18 protein-coding genes and 1 pseudogene are annotated in these 22,151 nt (G+C 70.1%); 15 read left to right on the plus strand and 4 right to left on the minus strand.

What is annotated here, in order from left to right; all coding sequences use genetic code 11:
* Positions 1–125 precede the first annotated feature (125 nt).
* Positions 126–587: an RrF2 family transcriptional regulator gene (locus tag ACZ66Z_RS04775; RefSeq protein WP_469932551.1), complete on the plus strand. Its 462-nt coding sequence runs from the start codon at positions 126–128 to the stop codon at positions 585–587.
* Positions 588–706: 119 nt separating this feature from the next.
* On the opposite strand, the pseudogene ACZ66Z_RS04780 reads toward ACZ66Z_RS04775, so the two are convergent.
* The 3 genes and pseudogenes from ACZ66Z_RS04780 to ACZ66Z_RS04790 all read right to left on the minus strand — a co-directional run.
* Positions 707–873 (minus strand): annotated as a pseudogene (locus ACZ66Z_RS04780) (pirin-like C-terminal cupin domain-containing protein); the annotation flags it as partial.
* A gap of 323 nt (positions 874–1,196) precedes the next feature.
* Positions 1,197–2,432 (minus strand): PucR family transcriptional regulator, encoded by a 1,236-nt coding sequence (locus tag ACZ66Z_RS04785; protein WP_469932552.1) that lies wholly within the window; start codon positions 2,430–2,432, stop codon positions 1,197–1,199.
* A gap of 51 nt (positions 2,433–2,483) precedes the next feature.
* On the minus strand, positions 2,484–2,948 hold the full coding sequence (locus ACZ66Z_RS04790) for a hypothetical protein (protein ID WP_469932553.1): 465 nt from the start codon (positions 2,946–2,948) through the stop codon (positions 2,484–2,486).
* Between the two features lie 228 nt (positions 2,949–3,176).
* Here ACZ66Z_RS04790 and ACZ66Z_RS04795 point away from each other — a divergent pair, with 228 nt between their 5' ends.
* Positions 3,177–3,785, plus strand: coding sequence for a helix-turn-helix domain-containing protein (locus ACZ66Z_RS04795; protein ID WP_469932554.1), 609 nt, complete (start codon positions 3,177–3,179; stop codon positions 3,783–3,785).
* On the opposite strand, the gene ACZ66Z_RS04800 is transcribed toward ACZ66Z_RS04795, so the two are convergent.
* Positions 3,782–5,230, minus strand: a complete 1,449-nt coding sequence (locus tag ACZ66Z_RS04800) for an APC family permease (protein ID WP_469932555.1) — start codon at positions 5,228–5,230, stop codon at positions 3,782–3,784. The genes ACZ66Z_RS04795 and ACZ66Z_RS04800 overlap by 4 nt on opposite strands.
* A gap of 614 nt (positions 5,231–5,844) precedes the next feature.
* On the opposite strand from ACZ66Z_RS04800, the gene ACZ66Z_RS04805 reads away from it, so the two are divergent.
* The 13 genes from ACZ66Z_RS04805 (at position 5,845) to ACZ66Z_RS04865 (ending at position 22,105) form a co-directional block, all read left to right on the plus strand.
* Positions 5,845–7,380 carry a flavin-containing monooxygenase gene (locus tag ACZ66Z_RS04805; protein WP_469932556.1) on the plus strand — a complete coding sequence of 512 codons (1,536 nt, stop codon included), beginning with the start codon at positions 5,845–5,847 and terminating at the stop codon, positions 7,378–7,380.
* A complete protein-coding gene (locus ACZ66Z_RS04810) occupies positions 7,373–8,308 on the plus strand; it encodes an alpha/beta fold hydrolase (RefSeq protein WP_469932557.1) in 936 nt (311 codons plus the stop codon). Before ACZ66Z_RS04805 ends, ACZ66Z_RS04810 begins: the two co-directional genes overlap by 8 nt.
* Positions 8,292–9,686: a flavin monoamine oxidase family protein gene (locus ACZ66Z_RS04815; RefSeq protein WP_469932558.1), complete on the plus strand. Its 1,395-nt coding sequence runs from the start codon at positions 8,292–8,294 to the stop codon at positions 9,684–9,686. Before ACZ66Z_RS04810 ends, ACZ66Z_RS04815 begins: the two co-directional genes overlap by 17 nt.
* Positions 9,683–10,387 (plus strand): transporter, encoded by a 705-nt coding sequence (locus tag ACZ66Z_RS04820; RefSeq protein ID WP_469932559.1) that lies wholly within the window; start codon positions 9,683–9,685, stop codon positions 10,385–10,387. Before ACZ66Z_RS04815 ends, ACZ66Z_RS04820 begins: the two co-directional genes overlap by 4 nt.
* Positions 10,388–10,413: 26 nt before the next feature.
* Entirely contained in the window at positions 10,414–11,772 is a 1,359-nt protein-coding gene (locus ACZ66Z_RS04825; RefSeq protein ID WP_469932560.1) for an NAD-dependent succinate-semialdehyde dehydrogenase, read from the plus strand.
* A 29-nt stretch (positions 11,773–11,801) separates the two neighbouring features.
* Complete coding sequence (locus ACZ66Z_RS04830; protein WP_469932561.1) at positions 11,802–12,917, plus strand: Zn-dependent alcohol dehydrogenase; 1,116 nt, start codon at positions 11,802–11,804, stop codon at positions 12,915–12,917.
* Between the two features lie 17 nt (positions 12,918–12,934).
* On the plus strand, positions 12,935–14,191 hold the full coding sequence (locus ACZ66Z_RS04835) for an aspartate aminotransferase family protein (RefSeq protein ID WP_469932562.1): 1,257 nt from the start codon (positions 12,935–12,937) through the stop codon (positions 14,189–14,191).
* A gap of 102 nt (positions 14,192–14,293) precedes the next feature.
* Positions 14,294–15,844, plus strand: coding sequence for a long-chain-fatty-acid--CoA ligase (locus ACZ66Z_RS04840; RefSeq protein WP_469932563.1), 1,551 nt, complete (start codon positions 14,294–14,296; stop codon positions 15,842–15,844).
* A 42-nt stretch (positions 15,845–15,886) separates the two neighbouring features.
* Entirely contained in the window at positions 15,887–17,566 is a 1,680-nt protein-coding gene (locus ACZ66Z_RS04845; RefSeq protein WP_469932564.1) for a class I adenylate-forming enzyme family protein, read from the plus strand.
* A 3-nt stretch (positions 17,567–17,569) separates the two neighbouring features.
* On the plus strand, positions 17,570–18,352 hold the full coding sequence (locus tag ACZ66Z_RS04850) for an SDR family oxidoreductase (RefSeq protein WP_469932565.1): 783 nt from the start codon (positions 17,570–17,572) through the stop codon (positions 18,350–18,352).
* A 29-nt stretch (positions 18,353–18,381) separates the two neighbouring features.
* Complete coding sequence (locus ACZ66Z_RS04855; RefSeq protein WP_469932566.1) at positions 18,382–19,623, plus strand: acyl-CoA dehydrogenase family protein; 1,242 nt, start codon at positions 18,382–18,384, stop codon at positions 19,621–19,623.
* On the plus strand, positions 19,623–20,702 hold the full coding sequence (locus ACZ66Z_RS04860) for a phosphotransferase family protein (protein WP_469932737.1): 1,080 nt from the start codon (positions 19,623–19,625) through the stop codon (positions 20,700–20,702). The genes ACZ66Z_RS04855 and ACZ66Z_RS04860 overlap by 1 nt, the downstream gene beginning before the upstream one ends.
* 353 nt (positions 20,703–21,055) lie before the next feature.
* Entirely contained in the window at positions 21,056–22,105 is a 1,050-nt protein-coding gene (locus ACZ66Z_RS04865) for a dihydrodipicolinate reductase (RefSeq protein WP_469932738.1), read from the plus strand.
* Positions 22,106–22,151 lie beyond the last annotated feature (46 nt).

Raw genomic sequence — 22,151 nt, forward strand, 5'->3', positions numbered from 1 at the left:
TATGTCGATGAACAAAGTGGAGTGGCAACGCCGCTTCCGGACAACAACGAAGCGCCGGGGTGTTGTCGACGGCCTGTGCGTACCGCCGCAGGTCAGGTTCCCGCCACTCGTGAGACATTGATGGCGTGAGGATCTCAGCACGAACGGACTACGCCATCCGGGCCATGGCCGAGTTGGCCTGCTCCCCGGACCGGCCCCTCAAGGCCGAGGACATCGCCGGACGCCAGGACATCCCCGGCCGCTTCCTCTTCGTCGTGCTGAGCGACTTGCGGCAGGCACGTCTGGTGCGCAGTGTGCGCGGCCCCGACGGTGGTTACTCCCTCACCCGGCCGTCCGCGGAGATCACCCTCGCCGACGTCATCCGCGCGATGGACGGACCGCTCGTCAGTGTGCGGGACCTGAAGCTGACGGGTCTCGAGTACCGGGGTGCGGCGGCTCCCCTGCCGGATGTGTGGCGTGCCGTGCGGACGAGCCTGCGCCAGGTCCTGGAGAGCACGACCCTCGCGGATCTGGCGACGGGCACGCTGCCCGAGCTGGTACGGGACCGGGCCCGCAACTACAACGACGACGTGCGGACGTACCCGTAGCGTCCCTGGCCTCCCGGCGATGCCGACGCCGGCGACGAGCAGGAGGTACTGCGACAGCCACGGGCAGGGATCGAGAATCCCCGACCCCACATCGGCTGGACAGAGGAAACCCCGGGTCGGCGCACCCGCCCCCGCGCCTTCAACTGGGTCACCGGGACCTGGGCGCGTCCAGGCGGTCGCCGTCGTACCCCTTCACCTCGCCGAAGCGGGAGCCCGTCATCCAGTCCTCCCGGGCCTGGCGGATCTCCTCGTCCGTGCGGCCCACGAAGTTCCACCACATCACGATCCACCCACATAATCGCAGGTCAGCAAGGCTGCAAGGCGCGGAGGTCAGCAAAAGTCAGCAAAAGCGGCAGGAGCCGGCCGATGCTGATCGTCTTCGTATGACAATGATGGGGAGAACTCAGTCGGTCGCATCGTCGCCGGAATATCGGGGCCGCCGACTGCGATTCTCACCCGCGTTCTGGGACAGACCCTGAACTCATCGGGACGACGGCGCTCCAGGAGGAGTTGGCTTATCACCTGACCCGGGAGCGCCTTCACGGTCCTGCTCGCTCTCCCGCACTTCACCCGTGCGAAAGCTCGATACCGTGGCCCCGTGATATGAGCTCAGCTCGGCTCGGTCGACCCGATGTCGGGCGCGAGGTCCAGGAGCAGGAGGGCCGCCGCCACGTGGGTCGGGTTGTCCTCCACCTTGACGGCCGAGAGCTCGTTGGCACGTGAGACGCGCCGTTCGACGGTGTTGCGGTGCGCATAGAGGTGGGCGGCTGCCCGGGTCGTGTTGAAGCCGCACTGCACGTAGGTGAGAAGGGCTTGGCGCAGTGCCGTGTCGGCTTCGGCCAGAGGGCCGAGGGTGTTGATGACGAAGCGACGTGCGCCGGCGCGGTCCTTCGTGAGGGCGTCGATCAGCTCGACGTCGGCGTAGGGGGTGAACCGCCGGTCGGACCCGAGTCGGATGACCAGCGCCTGCGCCGCGAGGGCGTCTTGGTGGCTGGACCGGAACCCTTCGAGTCCGCGTCCCGGCCTGCCCACCGCCACGCGGACCTCGTCGGTCGTCGCGAGGGCCTTCTCCACATGGTGCAGGTCCGGGACGCCTTCCCCCGAGAGCCAGATCCACCGCGACGTGGCGCTGGCGCGCGCCACCAGTGCGCTCTGGCCCCCGGCGGCGGAGCGCACGGCGGCGATCGCCTCGTCCGGGACGTCGGCCTGCTGAGGGTCATCGATCCACAGGACGAGGCCTACGTGCCACCGCGCCATCCGGTAGCGAAGGCGTCCTTCGGCGAGGTCCTCCGCCATCGGTGCCCCGCTGGCGATCAGCTGGATCATCGCGATCCCCTCGGCGTCCGTATTGCCCATCGCCGCGGTGAGTCCGACTTGGCGCAGGGCCGCGACCGAGTCGAGGGCGTACTGCACGAGCGACTGGGCCGTCACGTCCAGGACCCCCACGAGGAGGTCGGGGTCGGCGCAGTCCGCCACGCATTCCTCCAGCCATCGCCGCCAGCCGATCCCCAATGCCACGCGCCAGGCGACGGCGAAGTCGGGGGCGATGCCCCGGGCGACGAGATCGTTGATGTACGCCGTGGCCCGCGGGCCGACGTAGGGCTCCACCCGACGCCCCGGATGCTGGACGTTCGCGGTCAGCCATTGGACGAGGTCGGAGCGGTTGAGCGCGCGGTCCTCCTCGATCAGGGAGGCGTCCGCGAGGAGGGCGGGATCGTTCTGGGCGACGAGGGTGGGCCTCACGAAGGCGTCGACCAGCGCGTCCGTTTCCGTCAGCAGGCGCTGACACAGTGACCTGATCGCCTCAGCGACCTCGCAGGAGGGCGCGGGCCACAGCTCTTCCATGTCTTCAGTGTCCTCTTCGTCGCGAGGAGCCGACGCTCCCGACATGCTGTGTCACAGACAGATACAAGGCCCGCCGACAGCACGGCCGGGGGCGGAGGCGAGGGTCGTCGATCCGCCGGCGACAGCGAGAGACGTCGGGTGGCCGCCACCGCGCGACAGCGGCTGCCGAATCCCGACGTCGCCGGGCGCTCGAATCGAGAGGTCTTTGACGTGCCCGGCCTTGCGGGAGCGGCCCTGCGGCATCTCCGCGGCCGACGGGAGGCGGGTGTCGATCCGCACGTCTCCGACGCTCAGTTCGCGAGGGGCGCGCGTCGCTCGCCGGTGGTTGCGGGTGAACGAGCTCGCGGCCCGGGCGTAGCCGGTGTCCTCCTTCTGCGCGGATTCGGAAGCGGATGCGTGGTGACACACGGCCGCCGCGGTGACGCGGATCCCGCCTTCGCCCGCCTGCGGATCGCCGGGGTCGGCGTCCGCCGCCTCGGCGGGCAGAGCCGGGTCTTCGAGCACGACCGCGCGCATGGGTCTCCAGGAGTCGGGGAGGAGTTTAGTACCACTAAACGGCGGCAGGTTTATCACGCCGTCGGTGGCGTCACAAGGGGTTCGGTACCGTCGCCCCTCTGGAGGGGCACGCCGGGTTGCCCGCGGCGGGCATGCCTTAGCCTCGGATCACGGAGAGGGGCCCGCCCGGGTCGGCCTGTCACCCGACGGGCACACGACCTCGGCCTCGGGACGGGTGGTGAGCACACGATGTCCATGGATGACGGCGGGAAAGCAGGCGGAGGGGCCAGGGGCTCCGCCGCCCTCGAAGCGTCCGCGGGCGCGCAGCTGAGGAGGATCAGGCTCAGCCGCGGGTTGTCGTTGACGGAGGCGGCGCAGCAGGCAGAGGTCACCAAGGGCTTTCTGAGCCAGTTGGAGCGTGGGCTCACCAGCGTGTCCGTTCCAACCTTGCTGCGCGTCTGCGAGGTGCTGCGGATCGGGGTCGGCGAACTGTTCGCTTACCCCGACGATCAGGTCGTGGAGGGCGGACGCCGGATCGATATGGGCGGTGAAGGCGTGGCCGAGTATCTGCTCACGCCCGCCGACACCACGGCGTTCCAGGTCTTCCGTTCCGTGATCGAACCGGGCGGGGGCACCGGAGGTCCCTATCGGCTCGACACCACCACGATCTTCGCGATGGGGCTGAGCGGTTCGACCCGCCTGATCGTCGGGGGCGAGACCCGGATGCTGTCGGCCGGCGTGTCCACCTCGTTCTCCGGTCGGACGCTCCACCAGTTCGACAATCCGGGCACGACGGTGAGCGAGGTCCTCTGGGTCCTGTCACCTCCCCTGCCGCGCGCCTCGCGAAGCCCCGCCTAGAGCCGCTCGTAGACGGCCGGTCGGCGCGCCCGCAGGACGAGGGCCTGCACCGCGCCGGCCACGGCCGAGAGGGCGACGAACCCGCCGATCACCCAGGCTCCCCCGACGGTGCCGACGAGGAGCGGGAAGTTGGCGACCATCAGGCAGACCACACAGGCCAGGCCGAGGAAGGCCACGCCCGGAGCCACGACCGCACGCCACACCGGCTGCTGCTCATCGGCGCGCCGGAAGAAGCCGATGACCGCGAGACTGGTGGCCGCCATCAGCAGGACGATGCCGAGGGTGGCGGCGCCGGAGAACCAGGCGTAGAGGTCCCCGATCGGGTCGAGGCCGAGCGTGGCGACGACGAGCGTGATGACGAACGCGACCGCCGAGGCGACGGCCGAGGACGCTGACGGCGCGCGGTGCCGGGGGTGCACGACGCCCAGCGACGCCGGAAGCGCGCCGGCGCGGGACAGCGCGAACTGATAGCGCGTCACGACGTTGTGGAAGGCGAGCACGCACGCGAACTGGCTGGTGATCAGGAGCACCTGCATCACGTCGGCCCAGACGGACCCGACGTAGCTCTGCGCCAGCCCGAGGACCAGCCCCTCGGGGTCGGCCGTCGCGGCGCCGGTCACCGCGTCGACGCCGACGCCCACCACGATCGCCCACACGGTGAACGAGTAGAAGACCCCGATCACCAGGACCGCGACGTACGTCGCCCGCGGGACCGTGACGTCGGGGTCCTCGGCCTCGTTGCGGAACACGGCCGTCGCCTCGAAGCCGATGAACCCGAAGACGGCGAACATGACGCCGAGGCCCAGGGAGCCGGTCCCCACGATCGAGGGCAGCAACGGTTCGGCGGTCAGGCCATGGGCACCGCCGTGGCCCACGATGCCGAAGTCCATGACCAGGAGCAGCACGGTTTCCAGCACCAGCACGGCACCGAGCACCTTGGCGCTCAGCTCGATGTCGCGGTAACCGAGGAAGGCGATGACACCCAGCGAGACGAGCGCCCACGCCCACCACGGTGAGCTGACATCGGCGTACCGCTCGATGACGTTGCTCGTCGCGACGCCGACGTAGGCGTTCACCCCGACGAGAAGCAGCGTGTACGAGAAGAGCGCGAGGGTCGCGGCCGAGAGACCGGGGATGCGTCCCAGTCCCGCCTGGACGTAGGCGTAGAAGGCGCCCGCGTTGCGTATCCGTCCGGCCATCAGCGTGAAGCCGACCGCGAAGATCAGCAGCATCACGGTGGACAGCGCGAAGTACAGCGGCATCCCCGGGCTGCCGCTCACGGCGAAGGCGAGCGGCACCCCGCCGGCCACAAGCCCGAGCGGCGCCGCCGCGGCGACGACCATGAACACGATCTGTGACACGCCGAGCCCGCGGTTGAGCGGGTTGCCCGATCCCGCTTCACCGCCGGGTGCTTCGACGTGCCCTGCCTTGGAGAGGTCGGTCATCGAGACCACCTTTCGGCTCACGGGCCGGTGCCGGCTCGTGAGGGATGGATGAATGAGTGCGCGAAGGCGGTGCGCCCACGCGAAGCGAACCGGAGCGGCTCCCGCGCAGCGGGGTCAGGAGATCCAGCTCCTGTCTCTCCGGCCCAACCCCGAGAAGCCCTGGACCCGAGTGCGGCCCGGATTGCTCGTGGCTCCCTCTCGGCCGCGACCGCATGCGTGACGGCCGCGATCCACCCGGCTCGATGCACATGCGGGTCCCGGCGCGCGGCGAGGTCGTGACGACAGCGGGTTCGGCCCCTGCGCGTGACCACAACGAGGCGTTTAGCTCTACTAAACACCGGGGGCAAACCTCTATCACGCCGGTCTTGCCCCCGCAATGGCTCCGGCAAGACCGCCCGCCGCGCAAAACCGCCAGGTGCCCCGCCCCTCAAAGGGCCGAGCACGACCTCGTCCGAGGTCACGGGCCGACCGGCGGCCACCCTATGGGCGCATCGGCGCGACCTGCGTGTGCATCGTGCACCGGGCCCCGGCGAAGCAGGTGCTCACTGTCGTTCTCACCGCGGTCCCGGCTGGCGACAGTGAAGCAACCGCCACAGGAACAGCGAGGAAACGTCATGACAGCTGAGGTGTTGGACGCCGTCGAGGAGTTCGACGTGGTGATCGTCGGAGCAGGGATCTCCGGGATCGGCGCGGCCACCTATTTCAGCCGAGAGCTGCCCGACAAGTCGCTCGTCGTTCTGGAAGCACGCGACGACATCGGGGGCACTTGGGACCTGTTCCGCTATCCCGGCATCCGCTCGGACTCCGACCTGCACACGTTCGGTTACGAGTTCAAACCGTGGCGCCACGAGGCCGCGATCGCCGACGCCCCCCTCATCAAGGAGTACCTCCAGGAAACCGTCGGGGAGAACGGCCTGGGGCACGTCCTCAGGCTCCGCCACCGGGTCGTCCGCTCGGAGTGGTCCTCGGCGGACTCGAAGTGGACCCTCACCGTCCAGACGTCGGACGCCGTCACGGGGGAGACCCGGACGAAGACGATCCGGGCGGGATGGGTCTTCGCCGCCACCGGCTACTACCGGTACGACGAGGGGTTCTCCCCGGAGTTCCCGGGACGGGACGACTTCGAGGGCCAGATCGTCCACCCGCAGCACTGGCCCGAGGGCCTCGACTACAGCGGGAAGAAGGTCGTCGTCATCGGCAGCGGCGCGACCGCGATCACGCTGGTGCCGAACATGGCCACCGGGCCGGGCGCCGCTGGGCACGTGACGATGCTGCAGCGCACCCCCACGTACGTCATGGCGCTCCCCCGTGTCGACAAGGTCGCCCTGGCGCTCACGAAGCTGCTCGGACAGGAGCGCGGGTACGCCGTGACGCGGTTCAAGAACATCTGGGCGGACCGTGCCGTCGTCAAGGGTCTGCGGACCTTTCCCAAGGCCGGGCGGGCGCTGATCCGGCGCGAGAACATCAAGCGCCTTCCCAAGGGGTTCGACGTCGACAAGCACTTCAACCCACCGTACGACCCGTGGGACCAGCGGCTGTGCCTGGCGCCGGACGGCGACTTCTTCGACGCCATCAAGGAGGGAAAGGCCTCCGTCGTCACCGACGCCGTGGCGAGGTTCAGCAAGCGCGGAATCGTCCTGGCATCGGGCGAGGAACTGGAAGCCGACGTCATCGTCACCGCGACGGGGCTGAACCTGCAGCTCTTCGACGGCATGCCCATCGTGGTCGACGGACGCCAGGTCGACATCGCGGACGCGCTCTGTTATCGCGGAATGCTGCTGAGCGGGATCCCGAACTGGGCGATGGCGATCGGCTACACCACCTCGTCCTGGACGCTCAAGGTGAGCCTGATGTGCCGCTACTTCATCGACCTGGTCAAGCACATGGACACCCGCGGATACGACACGGTGGTTCCGGTCGCGCCCTCCGGGACGGTGCGGAAGCCCGTCATGGACCTCCAGGCCGGGTACGCCAAGCGGGCCGAGAAGCGCATGCCCCAGCAGGGCCTCGAAAAGCCCTGGCGGATGGCGATGTCCTACCCCGAGGACGCCAAGGCCCTCCGCGGCCCGGTGGCCGACGAGCACCTCGAGTTCGGCACCCGGCGGGCCGGCGCGCAGTCGCCCGGTGGGAGGCGAGCCACCCATGCCTGAGACGGGCGGCGCCGAGAGCGCCGACCAGTACGCGCCCCTGCCGTCCGGGATGACGATCTGCTTCAGGGACTACGGCGACAAGGCCGACCCGGCGATGCTGCTCATCGCCGGGCTGGGCGAGGACCTCGCCTTCTGGACCGAGTCCTTCGTCGGCTCGCTCGTCACCCGCGGCTTCCGGGTCGTCGCCGTCGACAACCGCGATGCCGGCCAGTCGACGTTCGCCGCCGCTCCCCCTCCCGGGATCTGGCGGCAGATCGCCGCGCGCCCGCGCTGCGACGCGTACGCGCTGGCCGACATGGCCCAGGACGGCATCGGCGTCCTCGACCACCTCGGGATCTCGCGGGTCCACCTGGTCGGGCGGTCGATGGGCGGGATGATCGCCCAGACGATCGCGGCCACGGCGCCCGAGCGCGTTCTGTCGCTGACCTCCCTCTACTCGACCACCGGAGCCAAGAAGGTGGGCCGGCCGGCGCTGTCGACGATCCGGCTCCTCGCCGCCCCGCCGGCGAGGACCAGGACCGAGGCGGTCCGGGCCCACCTGCGGATCACCCGACACATCGCGGGAACGGCATATCCCATCGACGACGCGGCCGAGGCCGCCCTGGCGGCTCACGCATGGGACCGCAGCGCCGGTGATCCGGCGGCCGGCGCGGCGCGCCAGATCCAGGCGATCCAGCGCTCCGGAGACCGGACGGCCCAGTTGAGCAGGATCACGGCCCCGACGCTGGTCATCAACGGCGACCGGGACCCGCTGGTCGACCCGAGCGGCGGCGCCGCGACCGTCCGGGCGATCCGCTCGGCGCAGCACGTGGTCATTCCCGGCATGGGCCACCACATCCCCGAGGCCCTCGTCGAACCCGTCACGACGTACATCGCCCAGCACGCGAACCGCGTGGGCGAAGGAGGAAATCATGTCCGGATCTCGTGAACCCGCCTCCAAGGACACCACGGTCGACGTCGTGGTCGTCGGTGCCGGATTCGCCGGCCTGAGCGCTGCCGAGCGCCTGGTGAGCACGGGGCGGTCCGTCGTGGTCGTGGAAGGCCGCGACCGGGTCGGGGGCCGCTCGCTCTCCGGCGAGGTGGCCGGCGTGAAGGTCGACCTCGGAGCGACATGGGTGGCACGACGCCACACTGCCATCCGGGACCTCGCGAGCCGAGTCGGGTGCAGCACGACCGAGCAGTTCGACCAGGGCCGCAACGTGCTGTGGATGGCAGGCCGGCGCCGCACCTACAGCGGCACCATTCCCAAGGTCTCCCCCGCGGTCCTGGTGGACATGGCCCGCATGCAGATGGCGGTGAACAAGCTGGTCGCGACCATCGACGTGAACGCCGCGTGGAAGACGCCCGGGGCAGCCCGGCTCGACGCCGTCTCGTTCGGCGAGTGGCTCGACCGGAAGAACACGCTGCCCAACACCCGTGCGCTGATGGCCATCGTCAGCAAGGTGCAGTGGGGCTGTGCCCCGGGAGACGTCTCCCTGCTGCACGTACTGCGTTACATCCGTGCAGCGGGCGGGCTCCACCACATGCTGGACGTCGAGGGCGGAGCCAACCAGGACCGGTTCGTCGAGACCACCCAGGAGATCGCCAAGCGGGTGGCGGAGCGGCTCGGCGACCGCGTACGGCTGGAGACACCGGTACGCCGCATCACGCAGGACGACAACGACGTCATCGTCCGCACCGACTCCGGCGAGATCCACGCCAGGTACGCGATCGTCACGGCTGCCCCGGCCCACCGCGCCACCATCGAGTTCGACCCCGGTCTGCCCGAGCAGACCGAGGGGCTCACACGAACCTGGCGCATGGGTGCCCTCAGCAAGGCCTTCGTAGCGTACGAGAAGCCGTTCTGGCGTGCCGACGGATTCTCCGGTGAGGCGCTGACCGACACCGGAACCGTGTTCATCACCTTCGACGTGTCCCCCACCCCCGGCGGACCGGGCGTCCTGATGACCTTCTGCGACCCGCGCGTCTTCGACGGCTTCGACCCCGAGACCCGACGCGACCTGGTCATCCAGCAGCTCGTCGACCTCTACGGCCCGCAGGCCCGCACCCCGATCGACTACCTGGACCACTGCTGGGGATCGGAACCGTTCGCCCCGGGCGGCCCCCACCCTGCCGCCGGCCCGCACGCGACCATGAACTACGGCAAGGCGCTGACCGAGCCCCACGGGCGCGTTCACTGGGCCGGCACCGAAACCGCCGGTGAATGGGCCGGCACGATGAACGGCGCGGTCCTGACGGGACAGCGCACCGCCGAGCGCGTCGTCACCCTCCTGTCCCGCGACGTCCGCGAGGGAGCGTCGCGTTGAAGGAGGTACTGTTCCTGCTGGCCGACCTGTGGATGATCTTCGCCGGCTACTTCTACGGCTGGAAGTTCATCCGCCGGTACGGCAACTACCTCCTCGGTCTCGAGGCGATGGTCGTCGCCACATCGGGCAGCAACTTCCTGTTCTGGTCACTGTCCGGAGCCGACGGAGGCAGCATCCTGTACGACCTGGCGTACTTCTTCGACGCCTTCTCCAGGTCGGTCGGCATCACGCTCATCCTGATCATGGGCCTGATGGAGGTCACCCACCGCTACAAGCCGAGCCGCGGCGTGGACGTCGCCGTGTTCGGGGTCGCGATCGTGGCCGGCCTCTTCCTCCGGCAGTTCCACGGCGCGGACCTCCACACCGACCCCGCCGCGTTCTGGGTCGCCGTCTTCTACGTCGTCGTCAATCTCCTCACGGCGGTCTTCCTCGGGTACTTCGCCAAGCGGCTCTGGAACGCGGGCGCGAAGCGGCCCGCGATCTGGACGGGCCTGGTCACGGCCGCCAGCACAGCCGTCGCGATCACCTACGACTTCTTCCCCCTGCCGTTCGACGACGCGAACCGCACGATCTTCTACACCGCCGCGCTCGCGACGTGGGGCACCCAGGGATTCGTCTACTTCCGCGCCTACCGCGCACTGCACGACCACAACGCGGCCCTGGACGCGAATCCGGCCCGCGCGACCGGAACCCTCGCATGAACCCCGAAAACGAAGAAGGAGTCAGCATGGCGAAGAGGCACGTGTACGCGGTGGTGGACCCCGCCGGCGGCGAGTTGGTCAAGGAGTACCCCACCGCGACGGACGAGGCCGTCGAGGGGGCGGTCGACGCGGCGGCGAAGGCCTACGCGCAGTGGTCGAGGCAGACCTCCGTGGAACAGCGCGCCCAGCTGTTGAACACCGTCGCCGCCCTGCACAGCGAGCGCAGCGGGCAGCTCGCCGAGATCATCCACCGGGAGATGGGCAAGCCGGTGGACGAGGCCGTCGCGGAGGTCGAGTTCAGCGCCTCCATCTACCGGTACTACGCCGAGAACGCGGAGAAGTTCCTCGCCGACGAACCGATCGAGCTCCTGGAGGGGGAGGGCACGGCCTTCGTCCGTCGCCAGCCGGTCGGCGTGCTGCTGGGGATCATGCCCTGGAACTACCCGTACTACCAGGTGGCCCGGTTCGCCGCGCCCAACCTCGCGCTGGGCAACACCATCGTGCTCAAGCACGCGTCGCAGTGTCCCGAGTCGTCCGAGGCGCTCCAGCAGCTGTTCACGGACGCGGGCTTCCCCCAGGGCGCTTACGTCAACGTCCACGCCACCGGCGAGCAGATCGCCCGGGCCATCGCCGACCCCCGGGTGCAGGGCGTCTCCTTCACCGGTTCGGAGCGGGCCGGTGCGGAGGTGGCCGAGAAGGCCGGGCGCAACCTCAAGAAGGTGGTGTTGGAGCTGGGCGGCTCGGACCCCTTCGTGGTGCTGTCGACCGACGACCTCGACGCCACGGTCCAGGCGGCGGTCGACGCCCGCTTCGAGAACGCCGGGCAGGCGTGCAACGCCGGGAAGCGCTTCATCGTCGCCGACGACATCTACGACGCCTTCCTCGACGCGTTCACCGAGAAGGTGCTCGCCCTGACCGACGGCCTGGCGCCGCTCTCCTCGGTCGCCGCCGCCGAGTACGTCGAGGACCAGGTCGAGCGAGCCGTCGCTGACGGGGCGGCCTTCGTCTCCGCTCGACAGCGCGAAGGGGCGTACTTCCCGCCCGGCGTTCTGACGGGCGTCTCGCCGACCTCGCCGTCGGCCGCCGAGGAGCTCTTCGGTCCCGTCGCGACCGTCTATCGGGTCGGATCCGAGGACGAGGCCGTCGAGCTGGCGAACGAGACCCCGTACGGGCTGGGTTCCTACGTGTTCACGACGGACGCGGAGCAGGCGCTGCGCGTCGCCGACCGGATCGACGCCGGCATGGTCTTCGTCAACGGCGTCGGCCTCGAAGGCGCGGAACTGCCCTTCGGCGGGGTCAAGCGGTCCGGTTTCGGCCGTGAACTGGGCCGGGCCGGGATCGACGAGTTCGCCAACAAGAAGCTCATCCGCACCGCCCGGACGTGATCGCCGCACCGCACAGAAGGAAACCTGCCATGACCATCGAATTCGACGCCGCTGTCTTCAGGACGCCGAACGAACCACTGACCATCGAAAAAGCGACTCTCCCCTCGACGCCTCCGCCCGGCGAGGTGCTGGTGCGGCTCAAGGCGAGCGGGGTGTGCCACAGCGACCTTCACGTGCTCGTGGGCGAATGGGAGGTGCCTTCGCCGATGATCCTCGGCCATGAAGGGGCCGGGATCGTCGAGAGCGTCGGCGAAGGCGTCACGACGCTGAAGAAGGGCGACCACGTCGTGCTGTCCTGGACGCCTTCGTGTCGCCGCTGCCGCTATTGCATCAGCGGCAGGCCCGTCCTGTGCGACATGGTCAGCCGGCACTCGGCGAACCACCTGTCGTTCGACGGCCGGACCCGGATCACGTCCGCCGACGAAGGGGACATCTACAGCTTCGCGGGCCTCGGAACGTTCGGCCAGTACACCCTCGTGCCCGAATCGGCCGCGATCGCCATCCGGGACGACGCCCCGTTCCCGCAGTCGGCTCTCGTCGGATGCGCCGTCACGACCGGCGTCGGCGCGGCCGTCAACACCGCCAAGGTGCGTCCGAGCGACACCGTGCTGGTCCTCGGCTGCGGAGGCGTCGGCCTGAACGCGATCCAGGGGGCCCGGCTCGCCGGCGCGCGGAAGATCATCGCCGCGGACATCTCCGACGAGAAGCTCGAGCAGGCACGCGTCTTCGGTGCGACCGACCTGATCAACAGCTCCCGCGAGGACCTCGCCGACCGGGTGCGCCGGCTCACCGACGGACGCGGTGTGGAGATCGCCATCGAGGCCATCGGGCTGCCCCGCACCATCGAGTCGGCCTACGAGGTCCTGGCCCGGGGCGGCACGGCGGTGGTCGCCGGGCAGGTGGCGGACGGCATGAGGATCTCCATCGACCCCTTCGTCATGTCCGACCAGGAACTGTCGCTCATCGGATCCAACTACGGCTCCAGCAAGCCGGATTCCGACTTCCCGCTGCTGATCGACCACTACATGAACCACCGCATCGATCTGGACTCGCTCGTGACGAGCGTGATCGGTCTGAAGGACATCAACGAGGCGTTCGACCAGATGAAGCGCGGCATCGGCACCCGCTCGGTGATCACGTACTGAAAGGCAGGGGCGATCCCATGGCCCTGGAATCATCACGCTCGGCCTTCGAGCGAACCCGCCGCAGCGTCGGCGGAGGAGTGGGGTCGGGCCTGCGCGCCGCGATGCCTCCCCATCCGCTCTTCGTGCGCGAGGCGCGAGGCGCGTACGTCTGGGACCTCGACGGCGACCGGTACATCGACTACGTGATGGCCTGGGGCCCGCTCGTCCTCGGTCACGGCGACCCGCGCGTGGTGTCCGCCGTGTCCGAGGTCGCGACGAAGATGCAGGTCGTCGGCACCGGCCACCCGCTCGAATACCTCGCGGCGGAAGCGGTCCTCGAAGCCGTGCCGCACGGCGAGCGACTGCTGTGGAGCAACACGGGGACCGAAGCGGTGCAGGTGGCGCTGCGCCTCGCGCGGGCCGCCACCGGGCGGCGCCGCGTCCTCAAGTTCGCCAAGAGTTACCACGGCTGGCACGACACCGTGTACGCCGGGATGTCCGAGGACGATTGCGACCGCCCCGCCTCCCCCGGCGGACCGGGTCAGTCGGCGAGCGTGCTTGACGACCTGGTCGTGGCGCGCTTCAACGACGTCCAGCTGGCCGAACGCCTGCTGAGCGAGGCCGTCGAGCGCGACATCGCGGCCGTGCTCGTCGACCCGGTGATGAGCAACGCGGGCGTCGAAGCACCCACACCGCAGTTCCTGTCGACCCTGCGAACCCTCTGCGACCGGCACGGCGCCGTCCTCGTCTTCGACGAGGTGATCGCCGGGTTCCGGATCGCGCGGGGCGGGGCGGCCGAGAAGTACGGCGTGCTGCCCGACCTGTCCGTCTTCGGGAAGGCGATGGCCGGCGGTTTCACGCAGAGCGCCGTGGTCGGCCGGGCCGAACTGGTCGATCAGGTGACGGCCGGCGTCGTTCATGCCGGGACCTTCAACGCCAACCCGGTCGCCTTGGCGGCCGTCGCGGCGACGATGCGCGTCCTGGCCGATCCCTCGGTCTACGAGCAACTCGAACGGACATCGTCCGAGTTCGAAGCCCTCGTCGGCGGCGTCCTCGGTTCATCCGCTGACTTCGGCCGCTTCAACCGCGTCGGCTCGCTCCTCCAGTACGTCCCCGCCGGCGGGGCCACCGGACTCCACGGGACCAGCGGGCTCTGGAGAGTGATCCTCGAAGGGATGCTGCGTCAGGGCTTCCTGTTCATGCCGTCCGGCAAGGTCTTCCTCAGCACGGCGCACACCACCGCCGACATCGAGGCGACGGCCGAGGCCCTCGACCGACTGCTGCGGCAGTCGTGACGCCCGCGCCACGTCGCGTCGCGTAACCCCCGCCCGCTCCGGTCCAGGCCGCGTGTCCCGTTCCCCCGTGGCCTGGCCCGGTCCACCTTCCCGGAAGACACCATGCTGAACCTCTCGGTCCTGCTCGAGGACTCCGCCCGCACGCACCCCAACCGGGACGCGGTGGTCCTCGGCCCGACGCGTCTCACCTACGCCCAGGTCGAGGCCGCCGCCAACCGGATCGCCAACCTCCTGGTCGACCGCGGCATCTGGCCCGGCGACAAGGTCGCGCTCAGTTGTCCGAACGTGCCCTGGTTCCCGATCGTCTACTACGGGATCCTCAAGGCCGGCGCCGTCGTCGTACCGCTCAACATCCTGCTCAAGGGCCGGGAGGTCGCCTACCACCTCGCGGACTCGGGGGCGAAGGCGTACTTCTGCTTCGAGGGCGACGCGGGTCTGCCGACGGGTGCGGAGGGACACGCCGGGTTCAGCGAGACCCCGGGCTGCGAGCACTTCTTCCTCATCACCGCCGATCCCGCGGCGGAAAGCCCGATCGAGGGCGTCGAGACCATGGGCGCCGCGCTGCGGGGCACGGCGACGACGTTCGACAGCGTCGGGACCTCGGGGGACGACCCGGCCGTGCTCCTCTACACGAGCGGGACGACGGGACAGGCGAAGGGCGCCGTACTCACCCACGCCAACCTGGTCCTCAACGCCCTCGCGTGCAACCGGCTGTTGGAGAACCGGCCCGCCCTGGAAACCCATCTGGTCGTGCTGCCGCTGTTCCACTCCTTCGGCGCGACCGTGCAGATGAACGCCGGTTTCTCGGCGGCGAGCACACTGGTGCTGCTGCCGCGGTTCGACGCCCGGCAGGCGGTGTCCCTGATGCAGCGGGAGGACATCACCTTCTTCGCGGGCGTCCCCACCATGTGGTGGGGCCTGCTGCAGGCGCTCAGCGTCGACGTCGAAAGGATCGCGAGGAACCTGCGCGTCGGCGTCTCCGGCGGCGCCTCGCTCCCCGCGGAGCTCATCAGACAGGTCAGGGAGCGGCTGGGCGTCCAGGTCCTGGAGGGCTACGGCCTCTCCGAGACCTCGCCGGTGGTGACCTTCAGCGATCCGGCGCAGGAACCGCGGCCCGGGTCGATCGGCGTGCCGATCTGGGGCGTCGAGGTCAAGCTCGTCAAGCCGGACTGGTCGGAGGTCGAGGACGACGGCACCGGCAGCGCCGTCGGGGAGATCGCGGTCAAGGGCCACAACGTGATGAAGGGCTACCACGGCCGCCCCGAGGACACCGCCGACGCGGTCAGGGACGGCTGGTTCCGCACCGGCGACCTGGCCCGCAGGGACAAGGACGGCTTCTACTACGTCGTCGACCGGGCGAAGGACCTGATCATCCGCGGTGGCTTCAACGTCTACCCGCGCGAGATCGGGGAGGTCCTGATGACGCACCCCGCGATCAGCCTGGCCGCGGTCGTCGGCGTGCCGCACGAGAGCCACGGCGAGGAGATCAAGGCGTTCGTCATCCTCGACCGCGGCGCCGAGGCCTGCCCCGACGAGCTGATCGCCTGGGGCAAGGAGCAGATGGCCGGCTACAAGTACCCGCGCGTCGTGGAGATCGTCACGACGCTGCCGATGACGTCCACCGGAAAGATCCTCAAGCGCGAACTCGCGTGACCGGCAAGACAAGCGCATGCATACGGGTGGGAAGGACGGCAGATGACAGTGGACGAGGGTCGGCGGAGGGACGCGTTCCTCGACGGGTTCGGCAAAGGGACGGATGCGGCCCCCGACTCGCTCGTGGCCGCCTGGAAGGCGCGCGTGGCGAGGAACCCGGACCGCACGGCGCTCCGTTACTTCGACGGCGCCCTGTCCGCGCGGGAGGTGGACGCGGCATCCGACGCCCTGGCCGCCGCGTTCGAGGCCCGCGGGACCGGGCGGGGTGATCGCGTCGGCGTGTACCTGCAGAACGTTCCGCAGTACGCGCTGGTGCTGCTGGCCCTGTGGAAGCTGGGGGCCACGGCCCTGGGTCTCAACCCGATGTACCGGCGCCAGGAGCTCCGCCGGATCGTCGACGACTCCGGGGCGGTCGGGGTCGTCTGCGCGGACGCGGACGTCCACGAGACGCTCGGCACGCTGGCGGGGAGCACGGTCCGATGGCTGGTCAGCACGTCGGCGCTGGACTACCAGTCGAGGAACGATCCGCGGGCCTTCGCGACGACGCAACGCCACGCCCCGGCGCCGGACGGCGACCTGGTGGCGCTGATCGACGAGTTCGAGGGCCGCGGTCCCTCGCCCGTGGAGCCGACCCGCGACGACGTCGCGTTCCTGACCTACACGTCGGGAACGACGGGGCCGCCGAAGGGCGCCATGAACACCCACGGCAACGTCCTGAGCGTGGTGACGACCTGCGCGTCGTGGATGGACGTGAGCGACGGGGACGTCGTGCTCGCCGTGGCCCCGCTGTTCCACATCACCGGCGCGGTCGTCAACGCGACGATCTCCCTGCTCACCGACACCACGCTCGTCCTGGCGGGCCGGTTCCACCCCGAGGTCGCCCTGGAGGCCTTCGCCGAGCACGGGGTGACCTACACGATCGGCTCCATCACGGCGTACAACGCGATCCACGAGCTCCCGCAGGCCGGGCCGGAGCACTTCGCGTCGGTGAAGGCCCTGTACTCCGGGGGCGCGCCGATCCCGCCGACGACCGTCGAGCGGTTTCGGGAGCGGTTCGGCGTCTACCTCCACAACGGCTACGGGATGACGGAGACGACGTCCGCCGTCATCGCCGTGCCTCCGGGGAGCAGGGCCCCCGTCCATCTGCCGAGCGGGACGCTGTCCGTCGGCAAGCCGCTGCCGCGCCTCACGGCACGCGTCGTGGACCTGCACGGCGACCCGGTGCCCGGCGGGGAGCAGGGCGAACTCGAACTGAGCGGGCCGCAGGTGGTGCCCGGGTACTGGGGCAAGCCCGAGGCCACCCGGCACACGATGCCGGAGGGCCGGCTCCGTACCGGTGACGTCGCCGTCATCGACGAGGAGGGCTGGGTCTACCTGGTGGACCGGCTCAAGGACCAGATCAACGTGTCCGGGTACAAGGTCTGGCCGCGCGAGGTCGAGGACGCACTGTACGAACACCCGTCGGTCCTCGAGGCCGCGGTCGTCGGGCAGCCGGACGAGTACCGCGGAGAGACCGTCGTCGCCTACGTCTCGCTCAAGGCGGGTCTGAACGCGACGGCGGAGGAGCTGATCGCCTTCGCCCGCGACCGGCTGGCCGCCTACAAGTGCCCCCGCACGATCCACTTCATCGCCGACCTGCCCAAGACCCAGAGCGGCAAGATCCGGCGCGCCGAGCTCCGCGGCCTCGACGGCACCGGGCCGGTATCGCCCCCGAAGGACTGATCCATGAACGAGAACCACACCGACCGCGGCCGTTTCTCGGGCCGCACCGCCATCGTGACCGGAGCGAGCCGGGGCATCGGTCTCGCCGTCGCGGAACGGCTCGTCGCCGAAGGGGCGCGCGTGTGCCTCACGGCGCGCAAGGCCGGGCCGCTCGAAGAGGCCGCCGCCGCCCTCCCCCGGGGCAGCGTCATCACCGTCACCGGCAGGGCGGACGACCCCGAGCACCGCCGCGAGGTCTTCGACACCGTCGCCCGCGCGTTCGGCGGACTGGACGTCCTCGTGAACAACGCGGGCATCAACCCGGCGTACGGCCCCGTCGTCGGCCTGGACCTCGACGTCGCCCGCAAGGTCCTGGAGGTCAACGTCCTCGCCACCCTCGCCTGGGTGCAGGACGCGGTCGCCCACCCCAAGCTCGGCTTCACCGAACGCCGCGGCACCGTCGTGAACCTCTCCTCGGTGACTGGCGACACCCCCGCGCCCGGCATCGGCCTGTACGGCGTGAGCAAGGCGGCGGTGTCCCACCTGACCAGGACCCTGGCCGTCGAGCTCGGCCCGGAGATCCGTGTCAACGCCGTGGCGCCCGCGGTGGTGAAGACCCGGTTCGCCGAAGCCCTGTACGAGGGCAAGGAGGCCGAGGTGGCCGCGGAGTACCCCATGGGGCGCCTCGGCGTCCCGTCGGACATCGCCTCCGCCGTGGCCTACCTGGCCTCGGAGGACTCCTCCTGGGTCACCGGTCACATCCTCACCGTCGACGGAGGCCTCACGGTCGCCGGCGGCACCGCGTAACGACCTCGCCCACCCCACAAAGGACAGCCATGACTTACCCTCACCTTCCGCTGGAGATCGCGGAGCTGCGTGAGCGCACGCGCCGGTTCGTCCGCGAGGTCGTCATCGACGCGGAGCCCGCGCCGGGCGGACGTCTCGACCAGGCCACCCGCGACCGGCTGCAGGCCGCGGCGAAGCAGGCCGGCGTCTTCGCGCCGCTCGCGCCGAAGGAGTACGGCGGGCAGGGTCTGCCCATCGAGCACTGGTCACCGATCCTCCAGGAGGCCGGCTACTCGCCGATCGGCCCGAGCGCGCTCAACTGCATGGCCCCCGACGAGGGAAACATGCACATGCTCAACCTGATCGCCACCGAGGAACAGAAGAAGCGGTACCTCGCGCCCCTGGCCGCGGGCGAGATCCGGTCCTGCTTCGGCATGACCGAGCCCCACCCGGGGGCGGGCTCCGACCCGGCGGCGCTGCGGACCACGGCCGTCCGTGCCGACGGCGGCTGGATCGTCGACGGCCACAAGCGGTTCACCAGCGGCGCCGTCGGTGCCGCGTTCTGCATCGTGATGGCACGGACCCCGGCCGTCGACGGCTCCCCCGAGGGAGCCACCATGTTCCTCGTCGACATGACGAACCCCGGCATCCGGGTCGGCGAGGCGATCCACACCGTCGACCGCTCCATCGACGGCGGCCACCCCCACCTGTACCTCGAGAACTGCTTCGTCCCCGACGACGCGGTCCTCGGCGAGGTGGGCCTCGGCTTCCGCTACGCCCAGGTACGCCTCGGACCGGCGCGTCTCACCCACTGCATGCGGTGGCTGGGCCTTGCACGTCGGGCGCAGGACATCGCGCTGGACCGGGCCGCGAGGAGACAGCTGTTCGGCGGCCCGATCGACTCCCTCGGCCTGGCCCAGCACCTAATCGCCGAGTCGGTCATCGACATCGAGACCTCCGACGCGATCATCACCAAGACCGCCGCGCTGCTGCACACCGACCCCAAGGCGGGGTCCGCGATGTCCTCGGTCGCCAAGGTGCACTGCTCGGAGGCGATCTTCCGGGTGATCGACCGTGCCGTCCAGATCTGTGGCGGCGACGGGGTCTCCGACGGGCTCCCGCTGGCGCAGTACCTCAACGAGGTCCGCCCGTTCCGCATCTACGACGGCTCCAACGAGACCCACCGGTGGGCCATCGCCCGCCGGGCCTCGGCCGGCCGCAGCGCCGAGGTCCGGGCCGGGGAACGGTACAGGGGCGATGCCGTCGTGGACGGCCAGGGCGGGGGCGCGTGATGCTCACGGTCCCCGACGGGGTGGAGGTCGTCGAGAGCTGGGAGCGGGCCCGTCACCTCGACACCCCTCCGCTCCTGGTCCTCGACGCGGTCGCCGGCTTCCTCGACGCACACGGCATCGGCGGCGGCCCGCTCGCGTGGCAGCGCATCGGCGACGGCCAGTCCAACATCACCTACCTGATCGAGCGCGGCGGCGAATCCGTCGTCCTGCGTCGCGGTCCCCGGCCCCCGCTGCCGAAGTCGACGCACGACATGGTGCGCGAGGCCCGTATCCAGAGGATCCTCGGCGAACACGGCGTACCGGTACCGGAGATCATCGCCGTCTGCGATGACACCTCGCTCCTGGGTGTGCCGTTCTACCTCATGTCCCGGCTCGACGGCACGGTCATCACCGACACCGTCCCGCCGCACCTCTCCTCCGCCGAACGGCGCCGGACCACCAGCGAGGCGGTCGTCGACACCCTCGTCGCCCTGCACGGCCTCGACGTCTCAGGAGGGGAACTCGCCTCCCTGGGGCGGCCCGAGGGGTATCTCCGGCGCCAGGTCGAGCGGTTCCGCGACCTGTGGGAGGTCAACACCACGCGCAGTCTGCCCGTCGTGGAGCGCATCGGGGACTGGCTGGACCGCAACCTGCCGACGAGCCAGGCGGCCTCGGTGGTGCACGGCGACTACCGCATGGGCAACCTGATGTACGCACCCCGGGCGCCGGCCAGGATCCTCGCGATCCTGGACTGGGAGATGGCCACACTCGGTGACCCGCTCGCGGACCTGGGCTACCTCACCGCCACCTGGTCCGAGGCGGGCAGCCCCGCCACCCCGCTCGAACTCACCCGGGTGACCCGGTCGCCCGGCTACCTCACCCGGCGCCAACTGGCCGAGCGCTACCAGTCCCGCACCGGCCTCGATCTCACCCCGCTGCCCTGGTACCAGACGCTCGCCCTGTGGAAGGCGGCGATCTTCTGCGAGGCCATCTACACCCGCTGGCAGCGCGGTGAGCGTCCCCACGACACGTCCTTCGGGCCGTCGCTCGAAACGGGTGTCCCCCGTCTGCTGGAGCGGGCCGGTCACTACGCCGGCTGACGGCGACCAGCCGACGCTGACACCCGACGCTCCCCTGGACGGGGCTCCTCAGCAACCTCGCCGGCCCGGAGACTCCCGCTCCGACGATCACCACATCGAACTCCTCGGTGGCGTCCAGCACCTCAGCCGTCATGGCGTTTCCTCGCTGCCCGAGTCGGGCGTGACCGGCTTGTGCACCGTGCACCGTGCCCAGGGGAAGCGGGTGCCCAGTGTCGTTCTCACCGCGGCCGCGGCTGGCGACAGTGAGGTACGAGGTAACCGCCACAGGCGAAGTTTCGCATTGCCGAACACCGTGTCGTGGGCGTGCCGACTGGGCCGCCTAGGGAGTGACGTTGAGTAATCAGACTGTCGTGGTGGGTCTAGGTGCCACTGGCCGGGCCATTGCTTCCTCCTTGCTGCAACGCACGGACGTGGAGATCGTCGGAGCAGTGGACCGGGACCCCCGCGTGGCCGGTCAAGACCTCGGAGTGCTCCTTGGTCGCGCCGCGAGCGGTGTCGTCATCGTGAGCGACCCGGCCGACCTGCCCGCCGCCGACCTCGCGATCGTGGCGACCACCTCGGATCTGCACGGGGTGGCCGACACCCTGCTGCCGCTGCTGGAGCGTTCGTACAACGTCCTGAGCATCTGCGAAGAGCTGGCCTATCCGTGGCACAGCCATCCCGACCTGGCCCGCCGGCTCGACGACACGGCGAAGGCGCATGGCGTGACCGTCCTGGGCAGCGGGGCGAACCCGGGCATCCTGATGGACACCCTTCCTCTCCTGCTGACCGCGCTGACCCAGCGTGTGGAGAGCGTGCGCATCCGCCGACGGACGAACATGTCACGCTACGGCGCGATCCTGTCGAAGTTCGGCCTCGGTCTGACCACAGAGGAGTTCGAGGCGGCTCGCAGCCGGGGCGAGGTCGTCGGGCACTACGGCTTCGAGCAGGCCATCGGAGCGCTCGCGGCGGGGCTGGGATGGGATCTCGACTCGGTGGACGTGGGAGAGGTCGAACCCGCTGTCGTGACGACTTCGCCGCGTGTCGGGGACCACCTGCGTATCGAACCGGGGCAGGTCGCGGCTGTCACTCATGCCGCCCGGGGCGTGCTCAAGGGCGAAGTGGTGATCGACCTGGAGATCACGTTCGGGTTCTTCGAACCGGCCGACGAGGTGGCCGCGGGCGACGACTATCGGATCGTCGGAGAGGAGCAGGTCGTCGACCTTCGTTCCTCCGTGGGCTTCGATTCCTTCCTCAGCACGATCGCAGCGGCGGTCAACTCCGCCGCTGCCGTCGTCGAGGCACGACCCGGTCTCGTGTCGATGGGAGACCTCCCGGCCCGCTCGGTCGCGGCCAAGGGAGAGCGGCGAGTCCATCCGCTGGACGGGAACGAGGGCTTGCGGGGCGGTCCGAGCAGGCCTTGACGAGAAGCATGAAACAGAACAGACACCCCCCACCTGAAGGAGATCG

The sequence above is a fragment of the Streptomyces sp. NPDC107498 genome (genome assembly GCF_055582805.1).